General features: G+C 52.5%; 18 protein-coding genes. 6 read left to right on the plus strand and 12 right to left on the minus strand.

Annotated features, from left to right (window positions below):
* Nucleotides 1-366 precede the first annotated feature (366 nt).
* The gene (locus ACOJWD_RS14550) at nucleotides 367-1164 is read left to right on the plus strand and encodes a pyrroline-5-carboxylate reductase family protein (RefSeq protein WP_486993996.1); all 798 of its coding nucleotides are present in this window, start codon (nucleotides 367-369) and stop codon (nucleotides 1162-1164) included.
* On the opposite strand, the gene serA is transcribed toward ACOJWD_RS14550, so the two are convergent.
* Together serA and ACOJWD_RS14560 are read right to left on the minus strand one after the other, a co-directional pair.
* Nucleotides 1151-2722 carry a phosphoglycerate dehydrogenase gene (gene serA / locus ACOJWD_RS14555; RefSeq protein WP_486993970.1) on the minus strand — a complete coding sequence of 524 codons (1572 nt, stop codon included), beginning with the start codon at nucleotides 2720-2722 and terminating at the stop codon, nucleotides 1151-1153. The genes ACOJWD_RS14550 and serA overlap by 14 nt on opposite strands.
* 37 nt (nucleotides 2723-2759) lie before the next feature.
* Nucleotides 2760-3869 (minus strand): pyridoxal-phosphate-dependent aminotransferase family protein, encoded by a 1110-nt coding sequence (locus tag ACOJWD_RS14560; protein WP_486993971.1) that lies wholly within the window; start codon nucleotides 3867-3869, stop codon nucleotides 2760-2762.
* A gap of 641 nt (nucleotides 3870-4510) precedes the next feature.
* Between ACOJWD_RS14560 and ACOJWD_RS14565 the strand changes: the two genes are divergently transcribed.
* Nucleotides 4511-5251 carry an SDR family NAD(P)-dependent oxidoreductase gene (locus ACOJWD_RS14565; RefSeq protein ID WP_486993972.1) on the plus strand — a complete coding sequence of 247 codons (741 nt, stop codon included), beginning with the start codon at nucleotides 4511-4513 and terminating at the stop codon, nucleotides 5249-5251.
* A 94-nt stretch (nucleotides 5252-5345) separates the two neighbouring features.
* A complete protein-coding gene (locus ACOJWD_RS14570; RefSeq protein WP_486993973.1) occupies nucleotides 5346-6353 on the plus strand; it encodes a quinone oxidoreductase family protein in 1008 nt (335 codons plus the stop codon).
* A gap of 46 nt (nucleotides 6354-6399) precedes the next feature.
* Here ACOJWD_RS14570 and ACOJWD_RS14575 read toward each other — a convergent pair whose 3' ends face one another.
* Complete coding sequence (locus ACOJWD_RS14575) at nucleotides 6400-7743, minus strand: purine-cytosine permease family protein (protein WP_486993974.1); 1344 nt, start codon at nucleotides 7741-7743, stop codon at nucleotides 6400-6402.
* Nucleotides 7744-8188: 445 nt separating this feature from the next.
* On the opposite strand from ACOJWD_RS14575, the gene ACOJWD_RS14580 reads away from it, so the two are divergent.
* Nucleotides 8189-9031 (plus strand): hypothetical protein, encoded by an 843-nt coding sequence (locus tag ACOJWD_RS14580; protein ID WP_486993975.1) that lies wholly within the window; start codon nucleotides 8189-8191, stop codon nucleotides 9029-9031.
* A 2-nt stretch (nucleotides 9032-9033) separates the two neighbouring features.
* On the opposite strand, the gene ACOJWD_RS14585 is transcribed toward ACOJWD_RS14580, so the two are convergent.
* From ACOJWD_RS14585 to ACOJWD_RS14605, 5 genes are all read right to left on the minus strand, one after another.
* Nucleotides 9034-10419 carry an amino acid permease gene (locus ACOJWD_RS14585; protein ID WP_486993976.1) on the minus strand — a complete coding sequence of 462 codons (1386 nt, stop codon included), beginning with the start codon at nucleotides 10417-10419 and terminating at the stop codon, nucleotides 9034-9036.
* Nucleotides 10420-10615: 196 nt separating this feature from the next.
* Complete coding sequence (locus ACOJWD_RS14590) at nucleotides 10616-11629, minus strand: substrate-binding domain-containing protein (protein WP_486993977.1); 1014 nt, start codon at nucleotides 11627-11629, stop codon at nucleotides 10616-10618.
* Nucleotides 11629-12537 carry an ATP-binding cassette domain-containing protein gene (locus ACOJWD_RS14595; protein ID WP_486993978.1) on the minus strand — a complete coding sequence of 303 codons (909 nt, stop codon included), beginning with the start codon at nucleotides 12535-12537 and terminating at the stop codon, nucleotides 11629-11631. Before ACOJWD_RS14595 ends, ACOJWD_RS14590 begins: the two co-directional genes overlap by 1 nt.
* Complete coding sequence (locus tag ACOJWD_RS14600; protein WP_486993979.1) at nucleotides 12515-13267, minus strand: ABC transporter permease subunit; 753 nt, start codon at nucleotides 13265-13267, stop codon at nucleotides 12515-12517. Before ACOJWD_RS14600 ends, ACOJWD_RS14595 begins: the two co-directional genes overlap by 23 nt.
* Nucleotides 13264-14250 carry an extracellular solute-binding protein gene (locus ACOJWD_RS14605; RefSeq protein ID WP_486993980.1) on the minus strand — a complete coding sequence of 329 codons (987 nt, stop codon included), beginning with the start codon at nucleotides 14248-14250 and terminating at the stop codon, nucleotides 13264-13266. The genes ACOJWD_RS14600 and ACOJWD_RS14605 overlap by 4 nt, the downstream gene beginning before the upstream one ends.
* Before the next feature lie 451 nt (nucleotides 14251-14701).
* On the opposite strand from ACOJWD_RS14605, the gene ACOJWD_RS14610 reads away from it, so the two are divergent.
* The gene (locus ACOJWD_RS14610) at nucleotides 14702-16030 is read left to right on the plus strand and encodes a chloride channel protein (RefSeq protein WP_486993981.1); all 1329 of its coding nucleotides are present in this window, start codon (nucleotides 14702-14704) and stop codon (nucleotides 16028-16030) included.
* A 58-nt stretch (nucleotides 16031-16088) separates the two neighbouring features.
* On the plus strand, nucleotides 16089-17813 hold the full coding sequence (pyk, locus tag ACOJWD_RS14615; RefSeq protein WP_486993982.1) for a pyruvate kinase: 1725 nt from the start codon (nucleotides 16089-16091) through the stop codon (nucleotides 17811-17813).
* On the opposite strand, the gene ACOJWD_RS14620 is transcribed toward pyk, so the two are convergent.
* From ACOJWD_RS14620 to ACOJWD_RS14635, 4 genes are all read right to left on the minus strand, one after another.
* Nucleotides 17807-18322, minus strand: a complete 516-nt coding sequence (locus ACOJWD_RS14620; protein ID WP_486993983.1) for a DUF1643 domain-containing protein — start codon at nucleotides 18320-18322, stop codon at nucleotides 17807-17809. The genes pyk and ACOJWD_RS14620 overlap by 7 nt on opposite strands.
* A 291-nt stretch (nucleotides 18323-18613) precedes the next feature.
* The gene (locus ACOJWD_RS14625) at nucleotides 18614-19081 is read right to left on the minus strand and encodes a GNAT family N-acetyltransferase (protein ID WP_486993984.1); all 468 of its coding nucleotides are present in this window, start codon (nucleotides 19079-19081) and stop codon (nucleotides 18614-18616) included.
* A 267-nt stretch (nucleotides 19082-19348) separates the two neighbouring features.
* A complete protein-coding gene (locus ACOJWD_RS14630; RefSeq protein WP_486993985.1) occupies nucleotides 19349-19576 on the minus strand; it encodes a hypothetical protein in 228 nt (75 codons plus the stop codon).
* Between the two features lie 57 nt (nucleotides 19577-19633).
* Nucleotides 19634-19915 (minus strand): IS110 family transposase, encoded by a 282-nt coding sequence (locus ACOJWD_RS14635; protein ID WP_486993986.1) that lies wholly within the window; start codon nucleotides 19913-19915, stop codon nucleotides 19634-19636.
* Nucleotides 19916-20290: the final 375 nt, after the last annotated feature.

The raw sequence follows: 20290 nt of genomic DNA on the forward strand, positions 1-20290 counted from the left end.
GCACACTTCGGGTTGCCATCACAACACTCCTTTTTCGAGTACATTTTGTTGTGAGGCAACGAACCATTTTCGAGTACCTTTTTTGTGAGTCATATCGAAAGGTTGACTTTACCTCGATAGTGTAGTAAAATAATTGAAAAATTATGGTCGTCAGAAAACCTACGAGTGTTCAATTGGCGTAGCGAGTGGTGTCCAGTGAAAGACCACATTAGCGGCACTCTTCCCAGTTTTTGCAGTGACGGCACGGACCCCCGTTATCGGAACTTGAAGTGATTGTCGTGAGACAATAACTAAGGTGGTACCGCGGACTTGTCCGCCCTTAGGGGCGGATTTTTTTGTGGGGAAAGGAGAATATGGGTGAGTACGATGACGATTATTGGTTCTGGACATCTGGCCCGGGCGCTGGTACAGGGCTGGGATCGTGTCACTGGCGGAAAGCATTGCATTGCCATTGTGGCGCGATCAGAAAATCACCGAGATCTTTGGGAGGCCGCGCAATGGCAATCAGTTCACTATGATCTTAACACCGTGACCACGTCGGAGATAGTGGTTTTGGCGGTGAAACCCCAGGATGTTTCCCAAGCCGTGGCCCAATTATTACCCTATTTAGGGGAGGCCATGGTGGTGTCGGCTGTAGCAGGTTGGGATCTTCAGAGTCTGCGTGAATTGGGATTGCGGAGCCCCTTGGCCCGTATCATGCCGAACATTTTATCAGAGTATGGTGCGTCGACGACGCTTTGTACGTTTAATGGGGCCACGGAGGAGCAAGAACAACAGGTAGTGACACTGTTGTCCGAACTCGGGCTCGTCATGGCGGTGGATGAGACGTTGATGAATCCCTATACGGCACTTTTGGGAAGTGGCCCCGCGTATGTTTTATTATTGTTGGATGCCTTGATTGAGACAGGCGTGGCCTTAGGGGCGCGACGGGACCAGACTCGAATATTGGTGAGTTCCATGGTCGAAGGAACGGCCCGTATGGTGCGAGACCGTTCGTCGACCGCAATCCTTCACTGGATTTCTGATATCGCCTCGCCCGGCGGGACCACGGAAGCGCTGCTCAAGGTGCTTGGCGAGGCGCAATGGCCCGACATCCTCCGTACCGCCGTAATCTCGGCTACCGAGCGCGCAGCACTGCTTGGGCCGAGCGCTAAAGATTACTGAATACGTAAACTTCAGAGATGCCGGGCTCCCTGGCGAGCGTCTCGAGTAGCTCGGTCGAAGGATCGGTATCAAGCGTGAGAATCATGAGAGCCTCTTGGCCGGGGCCCCTTCGACCAAGATACAATTGACCGATATTAATTTGGTGGTCACCCACTAAGCTGCCCACGCGGCCAACAATTCCCGGTGCATCTTGGTGGCGTGTCACGAGAGCAGGCGTTGACCAAGGAAAGTCAAGCGCGATGCCCGCAATTTTTTTGACTTGGAGTACGTCTTTTTGTAGTGCTACTTCGACTTGGGTATCGTTTTGCCCTTCGTATCTTAATTGCAGTCGCGCTTCGCCCTCATCAGCCAAGTCTGTATTGACCAGCAATTGTACGCCTTGTTGTTTAGCAATGAGGAGAGAGTTCACGGTGTTGACTCGTTCATCCACTTGGTTTTGCAGCACTGAAGCCAAGAGGGCCTGCTTGAGCCACGGGATGGCCGAACCATTCAAACCACGGCTGAGATTCAGAACTAAGGGAGTGTCGCTCTTGCGATAGAAGGTGGAAAAGATACCTCCAAGGACATTGATGGCGCGATCCAAGGCTTTGAGGTGAGATTCCGGAACATCGGGGATGGGGACGTTAACCAGGTTCGGAGGGGTCTTCCCGTCGAGTGCTTCGAGCACTCCTCGAGCGGTCATCATGCCCACTTCTACCATGGCTTCGTGTGTGGACCCCCCTAGATGGGGAGTAGTGACAACATGGGGCACGTGCAGTAATGCGGATTCTGGAGCAGGAGGTTCGGGCGAAAACACATCAATACCCGCTCCTGCAATATGTCCTTCAGTGATCAATTCCGCTAAGGCCGTGTCATCAATTAGGCCCCCACGAGCAATATTGAGGACCACCGCCCCAGATGGCAGTAGACGCAACAGCGCCTTATCAAGTTTTGGACCTGATTTTGGGGTGTGGATGGTAAGAACGTCGGATTGGGCAAGTAAATCCTCGAGACGGGTTATTTCTTTCACGTCATGGGATTGAAAGATTTCTGAAGTGAGGTAGGGATCATAGGCGCTGACCGTCATGCGAAACCCATGGGCGATCCGACTGACATTACGGCCCACGCGGCCAAGGCCAATGATGCCAAGGCGCTTCGAGAAGAGCTCCTGGCCGAGAAACCGTGCCCGGTCCCAGCCGCCGTCGCGCACATGCTGATTGCCATCCACAATGTTTCGCATCACCGCCAATAACATGCCAAAGGTGTGTTCAGCCGCAGCGATGGCGTTGGCGCCCGGTGCATTAATGACCGCGATGCCAAACTCGGTAGCAGCATCTAAATCAACGTTATCTACGCCGGCTCCGGCGCGCGCTACCACTTTAAGGCGGGGATGATTATAGAGCAAATCGCGGGTGAGTCGATGGGCACTACGAATTATCACCGCATCGTAATGGTCGATGAGACGAGGAAGTTCTCCTACCGGAAGAAGGTCGTGCGCATCGACGTCCGCATATTGGGCTAGATATTCCAGCCCTCGTGGACCAAGCGTTTCTGTCACTAGGATCTTTGGGCGACTCATAATATGGCTCCTTTTATTCGCGGGTGAGTTGTGAAAGTCATTTTGGGGTCTTCGATAGTTTGTGAAGAGCGGCTAAGGCCAGCTCTGGGTGAGGTATAAAGGCACTTAACAGTCCGAGCCCTGCCCAGAGATCTCCAACATCCACATGACCTACATGACCGATACGGATCACGTCGTGATGCCACTCGCCTAGTCCTCCGGAAATTTGCAGTCCGGCACGTTCAAGATTTTGACGCAGGGCTGTAGGTTCGATGCTTGTGGGGAGCCGCAATGCGGTCACAGTAGGGGAGGCAATGTCGTCATCGACCATGGGAGTGAGTCCGCCCGCCTTACCATAGGCACGGACTAAGTCACGCAATAAGCGGTGACGTTGGAGTCGTTCTTCGGCCCCTTCCTCTTTTAGCTGTGTCAGAGCTGCCCGGAGGCCATACCATAGCGACACGGCTGGTGTATAGGGCAGATTTCCTTGGAGATAGGGCTGAACATCGAAATAGAAGCGTCCGGGCCTGTGCGTCAATACAGCATCTCGGGCGCGAGGAGAAAATGCCAAAATGGCGAGCCCGGGAGGACACATAAATCCTTTTTGAGACGCTGCGATAATGACGTCAACGCCGTCATTGATCCGCAGAGGAAGTGAGGGAACACCGCTAATACTGTCGACGATATAGAAGGGTGTAAGATCAGAGGATCTCAGTGCACGCCCTAACGCTTCGACAGGGTTTTGCACGCCTGTCGAGGTCTCGTTGTGGGTGACTAAAATTGCGTGATAGCGCTTTTGCCGTGCGGCTTCCATGACTTCGTCCACGGTAAATGCGTTTCCCCAAGGAACGGTTAATCGATCGACTTGTAGTTCTTGGGCTCTAGCCACTTCGGCAAATCGCCTGCCGAAAAGACCTGTCTCTACGACCAATACGAGGTCGCCCGGCATCAGAAGATTTTGGACTGAAGCTTCTAATCCACCGGTGCCAGAAGCGGGAAACACTGCGACATCGTGTGATGTGGATGTCGCAAAGAGTTCGGCGAGACCGTCTAAGACCTGGCCTTGCACTTCTCGAAACGGGGCTCCCCGATGATCAGACATCGGAGTCATCAGCGCTTGAGCGACAGCATTGGGGATCGGCGTGGGGCCCGGCAATAATATATGCATCAAATCGTCCTCCTTCAGTAGTCGGTCACGTGATATGTGAAAGGACGGAAGGAATACAAAAATCCGCCCCCAGTTAGGGACGGGATTACCGCGGTGCCACCCTAATTGATGGATTGTGCTCCATCCGCTCATGTGCCGATACGTCGGCTAGCGTTCGACTCGTCGTCGAAACCCTCCCGAGTGGAATCGAATTTTATCCGCTCTACTGGTTTCCATCGTCCCAGCTTTCTCTTAGAGGGTATAAAATTCTTCTCGTTCACGGGGCTTTTCGGTATTATGCCAAATTCATAGATATATGTAAAGAGTGGGGAGAGAGATATCCAAGAAATCAAAGTCTTGGAATTTTAGTGGTCTACCACAGTGTGTGGCGTAAAAGACGTGTGAAGTCTTCGTGGCCCCTCCAGGATGGGCGGAGAAGGGGGCCAGCAGGCCGATATTGCCTGAGCGACAAATGGTTCGCAAGAACCGTTCTGATGGACTTATCCCAGTCTGATCATCGTTAGTCAATTGATCAAACGGAGCCAGAGATGCCCTTCCTTCTTAATTTAAGAAGGAATTTTTTAAATATACCACGAATACAGGCAAATCATGACGGTTCTTATTGGTTGATGACATAGAACGCGTGCAAAGGAGTGACGATTATGGATTTAGGGATTAGCAATGAGGTGGCGATTGTGACGGGCGGTTCCAGAGGGATTGGACGGGCAGTGGTGGAGGCGCTCTTGGACGAAGGGGTGCGGGTGGCAACCGGGTCTCGGCATGTGGAGGAGTTTGAGGGATTGATGCATGATGCTGATGAACTGATGGTGGAGCCACTGGACGTCTCTAATCCTGAAAGCATTGGCGCCTTTGTAAGCAAGGTGGAGCACCGATGGGGCCACGTCGATATGGTGGTTAACAATGCGGGACGAGCCATTCCAGGAGGCTTTTCACAACTGACAGATGAGAAATGGCGCGAGGACATTGACGTGAAGGTAATGGCTCAAGTACGGATGACGCGACACGCGTTGCAGATCATGCCCGATGGAGGAAGGATTGTAAATATCACCGCGATCGTCGGAAAGAGCCCAGACCCCCGATATTTTGCTTCGAGCGTAAATCGCGCGGCCTGCAGTTCACTCACTAAGGCGCTTGCTCGTGAATTAGCGGTGCGTAATATTCGTGTCAATGCGGCGAGTATTGGATTTATTTATTCTGGGCAATGGATGGCCAAAGATGAGCAATTTTTTCATGACCGCGTTCGAGAGTTCGATATCCCATTGGGAAGATTTGGGGAACCTAAAGAGGCAGCAGCGGCGGTGCTCTTTCTCCTGTCTCACCAGGCGTCCTATCTTACGGGGGTCATACTAGATGTTGACGGAGGAATGGCACGGTATCTCTAAAGGTTCACGCGTGTGGTCGAGGCGCTATCACACGAAACGTAGGCTTGAAATGGGGCCTCTTTAGTACAATAGAGAAACGAGAGGTGAACTAGGGATGAAAGCTATCGTTGTAGAACGTCTTGGAGGACCAGAGGTGCTTACGCTAAGAGAGCTCCCGACACCCGTCCCTGAGGCACATGAAGTCTTGATTCGAGTCATTAAGACCTCCGTAAACTTTGCCGACATCAAAGCTCGACAAGGGCGATATCATGGGGGATCGAAATTGCCCTTTATTCCCGGATTAGATGCGGTCGGTATTGTCGAACAAGTGGGTTCAGCGGTAAAGACAGTGCAGCCGGGCATGCGGGTGGCCGCATTTCCCTCTCAAGGAGCGTATGCGGAGTGGGTTGTGGCACCCCAAGCATTGGTTTTTCCGTTGCCGGATGGTCTATCGTGGGACCAGGCAGCGGCATTGCCGATTGTCGCATTGACCGCCTATAAATTGCTTCACGATGTGGCGCGAATTGAACCTGGAGAGACCATCTTAATTCATGCCGCAGCGGGTGGAGTGGGCACGACAGCAGTTCAACTGGCACGCATTTTGAAAGCAACATGTATCATCGGAACAGTGGGACGGGATGAAAAGAAGGCCGTGCCGACGTCGTTAGGCGCCGACGCTGTGATTAATTACAACCAAGAAGATTTTGTGGCCGCAGTAAATCGGATTACTGGCGGCGCGGGAGTGGATGTGGTGCTCGACTCCATTGGTGGTGGGGTGTCAGAAAGGAGTTTAGAGGTTCTTCGCGATTTTGGCCGTTTGGTTCATTACGGAAGCGCGAGTGGTGACGTTGGATCCATTCGTGTTGGCGATCTACATGGAAGTTGTCGCTCGGTATTGGGATACAGTCTCGGGACCGTGCGAAATGAACGGCCCGAACTCTTGCAAGGTGCCGCTCGAACTGTCATGGGATATGTGGTTGAAGGGAATTTGGTAATGCAGATCGGACGACATTTTTCATTGGCAGAGATGGCTGCCGCGCATCAATGGATGGAGAGTCGCCAGAGCACAGGGAAAATCCTCATAGATGTCGCTGGCGAATGGTCTTTGACTCATTCGGCATAGACGATTCGAGGCAGATCTTATCTTCTGCCTCGAATCGTGGTGATGGCTACGAACGGTGGCTTTGGGGAACTTCCCATAGAGCGAACAAGATAGCTGCAACCACGCCACCGACGACAGGTAATGGTAGTACTGTCGTAAAGAGTCCAGGGAGCCAATCGCCGCCCCATACGCTAATGACAACCCCAATGGCAAAGGTAATGATTGCGGACCAACTCCACCAGCCTTTACTGGTTTTGGGTGGCTCATAAAATGCTTCTGTAGGGGTGCGTCGCCTCTGCACCCAAACCCAGTCCACCAACATGATGAAGGTGAAAGGAATAATGACGTCGCCAATGACGTCAAGAAAGCCCTGAACGTGATTCAGGATTCCCAAAATAGCCAATACCGTTCCGAGTACTCCCAGAATGACGGTAGCGAGAGGTTGTTCCCATCGGGTAGGCTTGCGTAGCGTATTTAACGCTACCAGCAGATCGACCGTAGATGGGTAGAGATTCATGGCGTTGGTATGAATAATGGCAAGAGCCACACCAATCGCGGCAATGACACCCCATACCGGAGCGTGTGCCCCCAATAGAGCCAGGTTCCAGTTTCCTGTGGCTCCTTGTGAATACATTCCTATAAGCCCCATCACTAATACAGGGATCATAATGCCGACTGACGGCGCCAGGAAAAATCCGGTGCGCTTTGGGGTCTCTAGTGATGGAACGGCAAATCGAGAGACGGTGGACACTTTGTAGGTCCAGGCTAAAATTGAAAACGTGACGATGGTGGTGATAGCTGCACCCCATGCCATCGGTGTGGACGCCCGAGGCATGCGAACATGAAAGTGAGACAAGAGATAGAATGTTAGTACTCCATAACAGACCAAAAGAATGACCGATGTATAGCGATAAAAGTATTCCAGCCACTTCATGCCGAATAGCACCAGGATAACCTGAAGAGCCCCAATTAGCCAAAACCACAAACTTCCAGAAGAATGAGTGATGGCATTTAAGGTCTCTCCCGCTACCGCCGTATTTAGCCCAAACCATCCCATATTTACGAAGGTAAAGAGGACGGAGAAGAGAAAGGCTCCGACGGTACCGTAACTCTTGCGCGCCACGATAAGGCCCGTGACCGGGACCTCTCGGCCCATTTCCGAAAAAATTCCCGCGGGAATAAGACCAATGAGCCAACTGAGCACAATGGCGAGAACCATGTCGACTACACCAAAGTGGAATAGCAATGCTCCAATCAAGGGAGTCGTAGCTGATGCAGAGGCCATTAGCCATACCACGGTCATTTTGGATGACGTCATGGTGCGCTCGCTGTTGGGAACGGGTTGAATGCCAACCGTTTCCACCTCGCCTAATATCCCGTGACGGTTGTTGGATGTATGAGAGTCTTCCACAACGTAACCTCCTGCAAATGTTGTTGGGGAGATGAGCTACAAGCTCACCCATCATATTACCCATTTTTGTGTGAAACTCCCTATTTTCAGAAGCTATTAACAGCGAAAGGCGGGTCCAGGCGAAAAATCCCAAGCCGCTGTGCCTTGAGCCGCACAGACCCTATGGGCAAAGCGAGCTATTCGCCATGGATGAAGGTGTCAAAAGTAGGTGATTCGTGCCTAGTTCTTGAGATGTGCCAGCTTTATTCGATGATCCAGACACTCGGACATTGGGCGCATACGATGTGGGATTTAGCCGGGTCCGGTGTATTATCTTGATAGGTGACAGGAGAGAAGTTCGGCTCAATACGCTTTGGTGTTCTCGCCGGGGCGATGGGAGAAATCCGAACTAAATCTTCTATGACGTACGATGAGATCTCGGTATCACAAATGAAGCGGAGGCTCTATGCTGACACTGAAAGGATTCGCCATTGCACTGGGATTGATAGGAGCACCACTCATCGCTCTTGCTGCTGCGCCTACATCGCCCACATCGTCGACAACGTCACTCGTTTTGCGCTATCAGGCCAGCGAGACGCTGCCCGTGCCCCGGGTGCCGGGGACGACGTCGCTTACGCTTCCACTCATCCAGAGAAGCCGGATAAGCCATCAAAAATTTCCCGGCGGTGTGATTACTGCCATTCCGGGTACGCCTTATGCGCGTTTAGGGGAAAGCGCATCCTATGTCGTGCCTGATCCTACCTCCCAATTCATTTCATGGGTTCAACGTGAATTTCATCAAAGGGGTGATGGGGTTGTTAGTCAAAGCACCTTAGGGAATGGTCGCAGCGGGGTAGGCGAACAGTCTTTGAGCTTTTCTTCCGCATCCAATCCTGCCTTGGTGATATCGGTGACGGTGTATTCGCCTCGGCCGGGGATGACTTGCTACGCGTACTGGGGAGAGGATACCGTCAATCCACCTCGCCCGCTCGCGACCAAGATTTTATTTTCACCTGTTCGCCTTCAAGGAACCGTTACAGTCGATGGTGTTAGTCAAGAGGTGACGTCGGACAATCGCAGGGCGCTAATCGATCTCCGCAACAAAATTAACGCCTTGCACCAGTTGCAATTTGGGTTTTGCCCCCTTGTCACACGAGTTGCCACGATGACTTTCGAGAGTGCGCAAGGCAAGAAAATCACTGTGCGCATGGAGGACGGATGTTCCGTGTCCATCGCCAGGGTCACTTTTGTGGATAATCCAGCAGCACCGTTGTGGAGGGCACTGCAACAGGCCATTCACAGTTCTTGAGTTTAAGAAAGGGGATTTTCGTGGCTGGCATTGCGTCGGCGGGCATAGGTGAACCACCAGATGACGAGTAACAGCAACCACACCGCACCCGCCCACACTGAAATGTCTGTTAGTGGGGATACGGCAATGGCGATAAAAGTGGTGACAATGAGGACCAAGCCGATGATTGGCACAACGGGCCAGCCTGGCATAGGGAAACGCAGTTTTCCGCGGAACCTTCGACGAAAAATCATCTCAGATATCACTATCGTACCCCAGGTCCACAGTGCGGCAAAGGAGGCGGCACTGGAAATCCAGACGTAAACGGAGTTTGGTGCGAGATAGGTCATCAAAATGCCCACTGACATCCCAACGCCGGTAATCCAGACGGCAAACTTCGGCACCTTGCGTTTATTCAGGGTCATTACGGAGGCAGGCAAGAAGCGTTTGTCAGACATGGAAAAGAGCATCCGACTACCACCGTATAAGCCAGTATTGGACGAGGAGAGTCCCGAGGTGATGATAATGCCATTAATAATGGTGGCTGCCGCCGGGAGGCCGATTCGTGCAAACAAGAGGACATAGGGACTGGTGTGATGACCAACCAGTGCATTCCAGGGAAAGGCGATGAGCATGACAAAGACCGATCCGACGTAAAGAATCAAGATTCTCCAACTCACATTGTTGACAGCTCGCGGAATCGCTTTATGCGGGTCCTCTGACTCCCCCGCGGTGACGGCCAGCGTTTCCACTCCGCTATACCCAAGAACCACCAGAGAGAAGGCTTGCATCATGCCGCCTATGCCTTTGGGAAAGAATCCGTGGTAGCGCCAGAGGTTCGAAAATCCGGCTTCGTGATGTCCGCCCGTCATGGCTGTGACGGCCAGCCCAAGACCTAAAAGAATAAACGCCACAATGGCGATGATCTTGAGTACCGCGAACCAGAATTCGACTTCGCCAAAAACTTGGACGCTGGTCAAATTGGCCAAGGTAAAGAGCACTAAGGCAATGAGGCCGGGAATCCACGGAGGGAAGTTGGGAGCCCAGTATTGGATCAAAAGGCCAATCGCCGATAGCTCCGACATCACAGTGGATACCCAAAAGAACCACCACATTCCGCCGGTGATAAATCCTGCCATCGGCCCCATTGTGCGTTCTGCGTGACGGCTAAATGATCCGGCTAGAGGTTCTTCGACGGTCATTTCCCCAAGAGCCCGCATCATAATGAGCACAATAATGCCGCCGATGGCGTAGTCGATAATAATGGATGGTCCGGCAAGTTGCAGTGCGACTCCCGAGCCATAAAATAAACCGACACCAATGACTCCACCAATCGAAAGAAGTTGCATTTGGCGATGGGACAGCGCCCTTCGCAATCCTTGACTCTCCAATCGTTGTCGAGTACGCAATAGGTCACCTCGTTTTAGGTATTCCCCCTTGGGGGTTATAAAATAGTTCGTAGCATTGAGAGGTTTTAAGCGTCACAAAGCCATTGCGACTCGTCACTCGATTAGAAGCCCCAGCCATTGATGCTTCAATCTTGGTACGAGGCGGTGAGCCACCATATTTGCTTGAATGGGGAAGACTACGGACGTTTTGAAAAGACTAGGGAGCGGTGTGCAAAATATGAGGAAGGTGACTGAGCCGGGCGCTGAGTTGACGGGAAGTCACTGTGTCCAAAAATGCCGTGGCCCACTCCGATGCCGCATCGTCTCGGGCGATGAAAAGATCATATTGTTCCTCAGCCCAGGGATCGAACGCGAGACCATGAGGAACGCCCAGAGCTCCCAAACCGACTCCAGCCCAGTTTGAGCGCGTTCGCACCATTTCGAGAACACTATGATGATTAAAAAAGGTTTCTGTGGGATGGGCGAGGTGTTGACCGCGGCGAACAAAGAGGGAGTGTGCCTCACTTCCGGGCTCGCGTATGGCAATGCGCTCTATCGGTTCATCGATCTGGTGTAAAAGTCCTTCGACCCACCTGAGATACGGGATCTTGATATGGGGAACGGAAACTAGGTGCTGAGGATTATAGTGACCGCTCACCTCATCGAATATATGGATTCCCGCCACGTGCAAGAGACGATCGTGAAAGGCTTTGAGTGCTCTCTGGCTTGAGAGACGAATGGGTTGAATGTGCCAATCGGGATATTTTTCATGAAAGGTTTGGGAGAGCCAGGGAAGAAACGGATCGCAGCCCCCCACCAGGATCACCCGGTCTTCGCGCCGTGCCCCTGGGAGTGGAGTGAGCAATTGGGTGCGAGGATCCCATACAGCATCGGGGTAGTCTTGGGTCGCCCCTAGTAATGCGGTCGGTACGATAATGCGGGTGGTGCCCATTCTTGAGCAGACAACCGGCTGAGCCCCTTTTAATAACTCGGATCCAGGAAAAAGACGCAAAGCAACGGACGCAGATGTACTAAGGAAGGACGCCAAGCGGTCGAGGGAGCAGTCAAATATGCGTGCCATGTCCATCGCCATTTCGAGACTGGGCCAATGTTGCCCCTTTTCAAGGGCAATGATAGTCTGCCGACTTGTGCCCAGCCGTTCTGCTAAGGACTGTTGCGACAAACCTCGTGCATGGCGCTCTTGCTGCAAAAACTGACCAAAGGTCGTCATCACCAATCCCTCCAATCGCTGGCACCCCAAATGGTATGGGTGAGGCTCACTCCCTGAAACTGTCCCGACGTGTGTTTCGGGCCATTCCATCGCCAGCGCCTATTCTGGTCAGCCATATGAAAGTCATATGCTGACTGTAGGGCGCCTAAATCGCTAACAGTCAGTTCGCCAGGAATGAACAAAGCTCCTTCTACCGTCCCGGCCTGCATTAAGTCGGGGTGAAGAAAGACTTTTCCTTGCGGAGTTGAGAGGAGGCCGATAAATCCCATCAGATGGGCCATGTTTTCCGTCAGGGGGCGGATTTCCCGTTGGGGAATAGGTGCATAGAGGCAGCTTTGCTCCACATACAGCAACTGTTGACTGAATCTTTCGGCTTCGTCCCAATCATGGGTGGAGAAAAGTAGTAAGCGATCATTGGGCCACCATTCAACAAGTTTTTGAAAAATGGCGGTGCGATGAGGACGGTCAACTCCCGACAGAGCTTCGTCGAGTAATAGAATGGGCCGATCGGCCATGAGCGCTCTAAGTAGTGCTACGCGCTGTTGCTCCCCGCCGGAAAGCTCCCCCGGATAACGCGATATGAGTTTTGCGACGTCAAGGATTTCTGCCCAAGCATCTAGAGAAACCGGTGAATTTCCCCGAATCCACTGCAGTTGCGACGCAACAGTACGATGTGGAATGAGGCTCGGCTTTTGTGGAACATAGGCGATAGGACGATGCCATACGGCGATGCGCTGAAGAGGTTGGTCATTCACCTGCACGGAGGTGGTCTCATTACGATCCAAACCAGTAAGAAGACGAAAGAGAGATGTTTTTCCTGAACCGGAAAGACCAATGACTCCGACAATTCCAGCCTCAAGATGAAAGTGACCATGGATGCGAGGGCTATCGCTTTGAAATGTCAGCACGACCATACCTCCAATTGAGCCAGATGGGCAACGGCAAGGAAACCAAAATGAGCCAAAGAGCCAAGCCTAGAGCTGCCGGAAGCCCGGTCTCTTCCAATTGAATCCAGATGGCGACCGGGAGAGCACTCGGATGATAGGCCACCACTACTGGGGCTCCAAATGCTCCTACAATGCGTGCCCAAGCCATTGCGGAAGCAACGGCAAACCCGGTGCGAGCGATGGGCCAGAGGACAAACCGGAACGTCGCTGCCGGTTCTTTGCCGAGTACCCAGACGTCCTCTTCTAGAGTTCGAGGGATAGTGCGCAGATAACCCCACGCGGTAAATACAAAGAAGGGAAGCGACTCATATACTTCCGCGAGGATCAACCCTCCATAGGTGTTGGAAAGGTCAAAGGTACCCCCTATCGGGGATGCTGGCCCTACGATATAGGCGAGAACAAGTCCGAGCACCAGTGGGGGCATCAGAAGCGGAACGATGAGCGCGGTCCCAGCGACACGCTGTCCCAATGCATTGAATCGACGTGCGAGCACCCAAGCGAGAGGAATGCCTAGTATCATATCAATTATCAAGGCGGTGATGCCGGCGCCGAGCGTGGTCATGATGGCCGCGACTGTCCCGGGACTATGCAGTACTTGCCCCATTTGCCCAGCTTTAGTGGCCAAAATGGCGATGGGAACAAACAGCAGAGCCATCGCGACAATAGCAATGGCTCCCGTGACTTTTTTCATTGTAGGTCGTCCTTGAGGGCTGTAGGAATGGCTGATCGTGAACCTGAAATTTCCGGAGAAAACACACTATATCCTTGGGACTTCATAATTTTCTCGCCTTTAGGACCTAGCACGAATTCTATAAAGGACAACGCCGCTGGGGTGGGTTTACCGACCGTGGTAATATCCACAGTCAGTGGCACCCCATGAATGGTACTGCCGTCACTCAGTTTCAATGATGCACTGGCATACTGGGCACTTTCCGAAGGGCTGGCAAAATTCAATGAGGCTGGTAGGGAAATATAGTCGAGATGGCGCTGTAAGGCTTCGGAGAGGAAGGCGCTTGATGCGTCCAGGCCACCTGATTGCAATAGCGATAAGATGCCTTCCTCCGAATACACTTCGTGGCTATTATCTAGCGATCCCAGAATCGCGGTGGTGGTTGATTGTGGTAGGTCATATTTTTTGGCCGCGAGTTCTACCATCATGTAAAAGGCTTGCCCTTGGGGATCGGTATTCGGATTGGTCCGACCTAGATGAAAGCCCGGCTCTGCCATCACTGTGAAGAGGTCCTTTAACGGTTTCTTGCCCAATTTGATGGCGTTCAGCTCAGCAGCATAGGGCGAGTGCGGACTATACGCAACAACCAGCGGGCTTGCTGCAAAACTCATGCCCCATTTGGTAAAGCCAGGTTCAATGTCCTCAATGGGCGCATAGCCAATGCTTTCGAAGACATTCGGTGCTAAAGTTTTTGAGGCAATTTCGTGAGCCACTCCAAAAGACCCACCGCCTTGACCTTGATACTGATTACCCGTAGCCTTTTCAAATGCTGGACCCATATCCAAGTTGTTGACTTCTTCTAATGACCCCGCATAGGCCACGTTAGCCAGCCCATGGACCACTGGGGGGGCTTTGGCCACCGACGTGGAGGCAGTGGTGCCGCACGCCGACAGCATACCGACTAGCCCAATTCCGAGAGATATGGGAGCCCATCCAAATTTCATAACGTCTCTCCTTTGTGAGACCTAGGGTCTCCAGTGATGTTCACGATACACCTTGGCAACATCGAAGGGAATGGTACCGTTGCGATGTAAACATGATATTACAATAATGTAAACTAAAGTGATCATCAAGGGGTTGGCGGTTCTCGTAATGGAACAATGTGGCCGTGTCGGGCTATAGGTAGCCCCCGAGGTCTACGATCATCGAGAGGTATTCCGAACCCGTCTGAGGTCGGAGAAATTATAAGGTGATACGGATTTGAATGATAATCCATCGATGCGCCTTCTTACGAATTCGTCGGATTGCTATTAAGACGAGTGCCCGTTTTGGGACTTTTATTGCGTGTGTGATGCCTCTATCACTGAGGTAACCCCTCCATGGATTGTGAAAGGATGGGAAATCGAATCGATTAATCAGATTTCGTATCTTATACTAGAGATGCGGAGGTGAGTTATGGCTTCAGATCCACGTACCACCGAGCAGGCAAATATTCCGAAGAAACTGACCGAATTATCACTACGTTTTTGGGGGCTTGTGTTAGCCACCGGTCTATTGGCGGGTATCGGTGCCATTATCATGATGACGATTTTACGCGTCACCCAGCACTTGGCGTTCCCGGCATCCGGGACCTCCTATGCGGTGATGGTGTCGCATTTTGGATGGGTACGTCGGGTAGGGGTATTGGCTTTGGGTGGTCTCATCACTGGACTGGGTCTTTATCTCATTCGCAATCGAGCTAAGAAAAGTGCGGGCGAGCCGACGCAAGTGGTTTGGACACAGCGTGGGACGCTTTCTTTTTTGTGGACCTATATTGAAAGCGCGCTATCCGAGGTCACGGTAGGAATGGGTGGCTCCATTGGGCGCGAAGCCGCCCCGCAACGGGTAGGGGCAGCAGGAGCTGACTTTTTATCGCGTCGTCTCGGTATTGCTGATGAGGAGCGCTTTATCCTCATTGCCTGCGGAGCGGGAGCTGGACTGGCCGCGGTGTATAACGTGCCATTTGCTGGGGCGGTATTTGCATTGGAATTATATTTGGGCACGGTATCGTTCCCGTTAGTATTTCCGGCACTATTGGCGTCGGGCGTTGCCACCGTGGTGTCGTGGTCGGTTCTTCCCAACCAAGCGCTCTACCGTGTGGCACCGCTTCCTCCCATCCATTGGGGGATGTTAGTATTTGCCGTCGTTATTGGGCCGATCATGGGAGTCTTCTCGGGGCTTTATACACGAGGTATCGTATATGCGCATGATCATCGACCGCAAAAATGGGCGCTGATTGTCTTGCCAGCAGTGGTGTTTGCCATCGTGGGTGTTCTGGCTATTTGGGATCCGTTGATTCTTGGGAATGGTCGAGATTTAGCGCAATATGTCTTTAGTGGAAACGGGTTGATTCTAGGGTTGTTGGCGCTTTCTCTTTTGAAGCCAGTGGCTACGATCGGAACTATTGGCAGTGGGGCTTCGGGAGGACTCTTTACGCCGACGTTGAGTACCGGAGCGGTCATTGGCGCTTTGCTGGGGAGGCTGGGCCATGTGGTAACGACCTTGGCGGTGAGTCCCACCGAACCATTAGTGGCGGCGGCGGCGTTTTTGGCTGCGGCCATGGAAGCACCGCTGACAGCGATTGTCTTTACGTTTGAATTGACCCACCATGTGAGCGGTATTTTGCCGGCGATTGTTCTGGCGGTGGTCGGTTCTTCGCTGACGGCGAAACATTTGGATCGCCATTCCATCTATTCGGGTCGATTGGCGCGAGCACATCTTGATGCGTCACATAAATCGTTCTAAAGTGACGATCTGAAATGGGAATCTTTTGATAAGGTGAATGCAAGACAGGAGGGATTCGATGAGACGGACAAAAATCGTGGCGACACTCGGACCAAAGTCGTCTACGCCTGAGGTATTTCATCAATTGGTACAAGCCGGCGTGGACGTAGCTCGTATCAATCTTTCACATGGTTCGACTGATCAGCATCGAGAGGTGATCCGGATGGTGAGAACCGTTGAACGTGAGGCGGGCCATCCAATTGGAATTATGCTAGATACCGCAGGGCCAGAAGTGCGACTCGCAATTCGTTCAGGCGAGAGCCTCGACCTTAAGAAAGACGATTTCTTAGTGATCGGAACCGGCGATGATTGCGATCTGTCGCCATCATTACCGAAAGTATTGGAATTTCTTGAAGAGGGCGACGAATTATTAGTGGGCGACGGGAACATTGTTTTTCGCGTGGTTTCTTCAGGATCGCGAGCCAAAGTACAGGTGCGTGAGGGAGGAAGACTGACACAGAACAAAAAAATCACCTGCACCAAAAAGGCATGGCCTTTGCCGGTATTGACAGATGCGGATCACGAATCCTTGTTAATGGGGGCGCGTGAGCAAATTGACTGGATTGCTGCGTCGTTTATTCATACTCCCGACGATGTCGTAGAGGTGCGTCGAGCGGTCGAGGAGATGGGCTATCGCATCCCCATTATGTCTAAGATTGAAACTCGACTTGGCATGGAGAATTTGGACGCCATTATACGGATGTCCGACGGAGTCATGGTAGCGCGAGGAGATTTGGGGGTGGAATACCCTCCTGAAGATGTGCCCTGGTTGCAAAAGATGATCATTGATGCAGCCAATCGGGCGGGCAAGACCGTGGTGACGGCAACCCAAATGTTGGAGTCCATGGTGCATGAGACACGGCCAACACGAGCTGAAATTACTGACATTGCCCATGCCGTCTTGGAAGGGACCGATGCGGTGATGCTCTCGGAAGAGACTGCCGCCGGTGGACATCCTGTTGAAGCAGTGAAAGTTATGGCCCGGGCAGCCGAAGTGAGTGAAGCGCATCCCGGTGACAGCCGAGCTCGCGAATATGTCCACGGCACTATTACCGACGCCGTCTGTCACGCGGCATTGACCGCGGCTGAAGATCTAGAAGCGCGCCTGATTATTACCGCCACGGAATCGGGACACACGGCGGAATCCATGGCGGCACATCGCCCACATGTGCCGATTTTAGCACTTACTCCTCACGAGTCCGTGGCTCGTCGTCTCACCATGGTGTGGGGACTCAATACCCACCTGATGCGAGCACACGGCTCACTCGAAGGTATGGTGAATGAAGCTATCAGCGTGGCAATACATACAGAATGGGCTAGCCCCGGGGATCGTGTCGTCATTACCGCGGGGGCTTCTGTCGGCGAAGCCGGCACCACCAATGTCTTGCGCGTCGTCACCATCGGGACAGTATTAATTCGTGGGCAAGGATTAGGGACGGCAGGTGAGGTGAAGGCGCCGGTGATCGTGCTTAGTCGTGATAAGGTGGCGGCGCTTTCCCCAGACGATATTGAAGGAAAGGTTCTCGTGGCAGCCAGCACAGATGCGGATTGGACGCCCTTTATGGAAAGGGCGCAAGCCATTGTCGTAGAGCAGGGGGGCTTGACCTCGCACGCGGCGGTTGTGGGAGTCTCTCTAGGCGTGCCCACAGTGGTGGGCGCGACGGGGGCCGTCAGCACCTTGAAGACCGGGCAAATGGTGACCGTCGATAGTGGTCGTGGTATTGTTCTGGATAGTGATCACTGAACCGGATTGTGGGAAGAACATGGATAGGGATTCGGGATTAGATCGCGCGAGAGATAGAGCGGATGGCGAGGATAACCCTGCCGCGTCACCGCTAGAGCTGTTAAAGGTTGATGATGGAGTAGCTGTAACGTCAACTGATGTCGATTGCGAATCCGTCCATGTATTCCCCATGCGACGACGATCAGTTGGGATACTCGAGTCGCTGCCACAAGGTACTTCTGGTTTTCGCGCCCTTCGGGAGTGGCGACCCGTGCTAGTGCTTCAGGATATGGCGATCGGTAGGCAAAGAGATTTGTGACTATTAAGCTTCCAAATCCCCAGGCCTCGGCAAATCCGAGACAGCGTCGGGTGGTAGGATCATCGACTTCGTCATCGGCGGTACTGGGATTTAGCATAATGAAATTCACCGTTGGGCGTTGACTGTCCCAAGTTCTGCGAAGCCAATATCGATAGCGGTGCGATGAATCAAAAATCGCCACAGAGTGATCCGGACAAGTATACGACACCATCCTCCTCCAAACTCAAATGTTTTTTCTTGTGTCTCATCCTATCTTAATTTTGCTATGGGCAAAATGTGGTGGGATTTCCTCATTTCTTGGGTCAATCTTCCGTTCTCCAGCACGACCGGCCCATGTTGAAATATGCGGTTCGTGTTGGCGGCATCCTAGCCTGCCGATGGTTGGAATGCGAAGGCGGCCCCATGAACCATGGTCAAGCGCAGACGCTAGCTACTGCGCTATCGCCCCCGAAAGCACCTTATTCGCTTCGCGAAGTAGTTTCCTCAGGTCAAGGTCCGGGCATTAGGCCAGCACCTTGCGTAAGACCACCCGATCTCCGCCACGCCCATCATAATTCCGGTGAATGGGGACGGCATCTACAATTGCATCACCTGGTACGATGGTGAAGCCTAAGCGGGTGTGAAAATCGACCGACCCGCGGTTAATAGGCGATGTGATGGCTTCGACGATGTGGCGCCCGTTATCGCGCATGGACTGAAAGAACTGCTCGTAAAGTTGCCTCCCTAGACCCTTTGAACGATATGCCGGGTGGACACCCACGAAGTGGATGTAACCGGTATCGCCATAGGTTTGCGACAAAAATCCTACAAGAAAGCCGACGATCTCGCCATCATCCTCGATAACCCAACTGCTCTCATTAAAGTGCTGGAAAAATAACCGGGGGATCAGGGCCGTCATCGCCCGCCCACCCCACCACTCATCGACCTTCGAAATAATTGCCGGGTAGTCCGTTTCCTGCAAGCGTCGCATGGGCTGTCACCTCAGTGGTCATAGTATCAGGCACGTGCCCGTTCCTTGCCAAACAGTCGTGAATTGAGGGTACACTTAAGATTCTTAATCGACATTCGCCCCCAAGAGTCCGTGATTTGCGACACGAGTTGTTCACCTATTGAACCAAGAACTGTCCGATGTACAGTGTCGATCCCATGCACTACATTTCTTCTATAGCAAGAGGATCGGGGTTTCCGGAGTCTACCGTGTCATGACCATAACACCTTGTCTACGGCTTCTCGGGTGCTATGAATCCCCATACAACCGACCAATAACGACGCCGCTCGCGATAAGAGCTAATCCTTCCCAAATCGGAGAGGCCACCTGCCCAAACATCAACGCGAGGCTCTGTGGGGAAAAGGGATTAGAGCCCAGATACGAGGCATCCGAAATAATTTCCATGCTTACACCCACAACGATAATAGCGAGGGCTGCCCAGAACAGACCGGGTGCCAGTAGGTTTGCAATTTTCATTACCTTCACCCCCAGATTTTATGTTAGCACGTTGTGATCATCACACAAATATTCCAACTAAGTGACGATGATGTGTGTGTAGTGGCCCGTCGACTCCATCCCAACCACCACATCGGGCATCCCGTGCACCGTCTGGATGTCGCGCAGTCGCGCGACAAATTGCTCAAACTCGAGCCGCGCGTTGGCAAATACCATGGCTCGGGATGTTAACACAATGCCACGAAAGTTAATGGCCTGCGCGACGTACCGTTCTTTCGCGATGTCCACACCCACCACCAATGTGGCGGGCGTGATGCGCTCGATCCGTTGACTCTGTGCGAGGATTTGCTTAGAGTGCATAATAACGCCTCCTGGATGAGTGCTTCGGGCCTGGACCCTGCACACACTCATCGTACGGAGGCGTTTCCATGGACTCAAACTCTAAGAATTACCGTCTACAGGAATGATAACCGGCCCGAATATGCATTAAGAACCCCCGACTCACGCAGCTATTCCAAACACATTTTGCACAATACAGCGGATCTCTCCGAAGGACCAATCCACCAGATTTTGCACAAAACAGGTTGAATCCCTTGAGATGAGGCAGGAGACCATTCAACCCTAGATTGCAAATAGCCCTTAATGTCTGTGGTCAGGCGGAATCGCCAACAATTTTCATGAAAACGGTCACTGAGTTACGACAAAGCCTCTTTCGCTACGTCGACGGATTACGAC

The organism is Sulfobacillus sp. TH-112 (genome assembly GCF_057473405.1).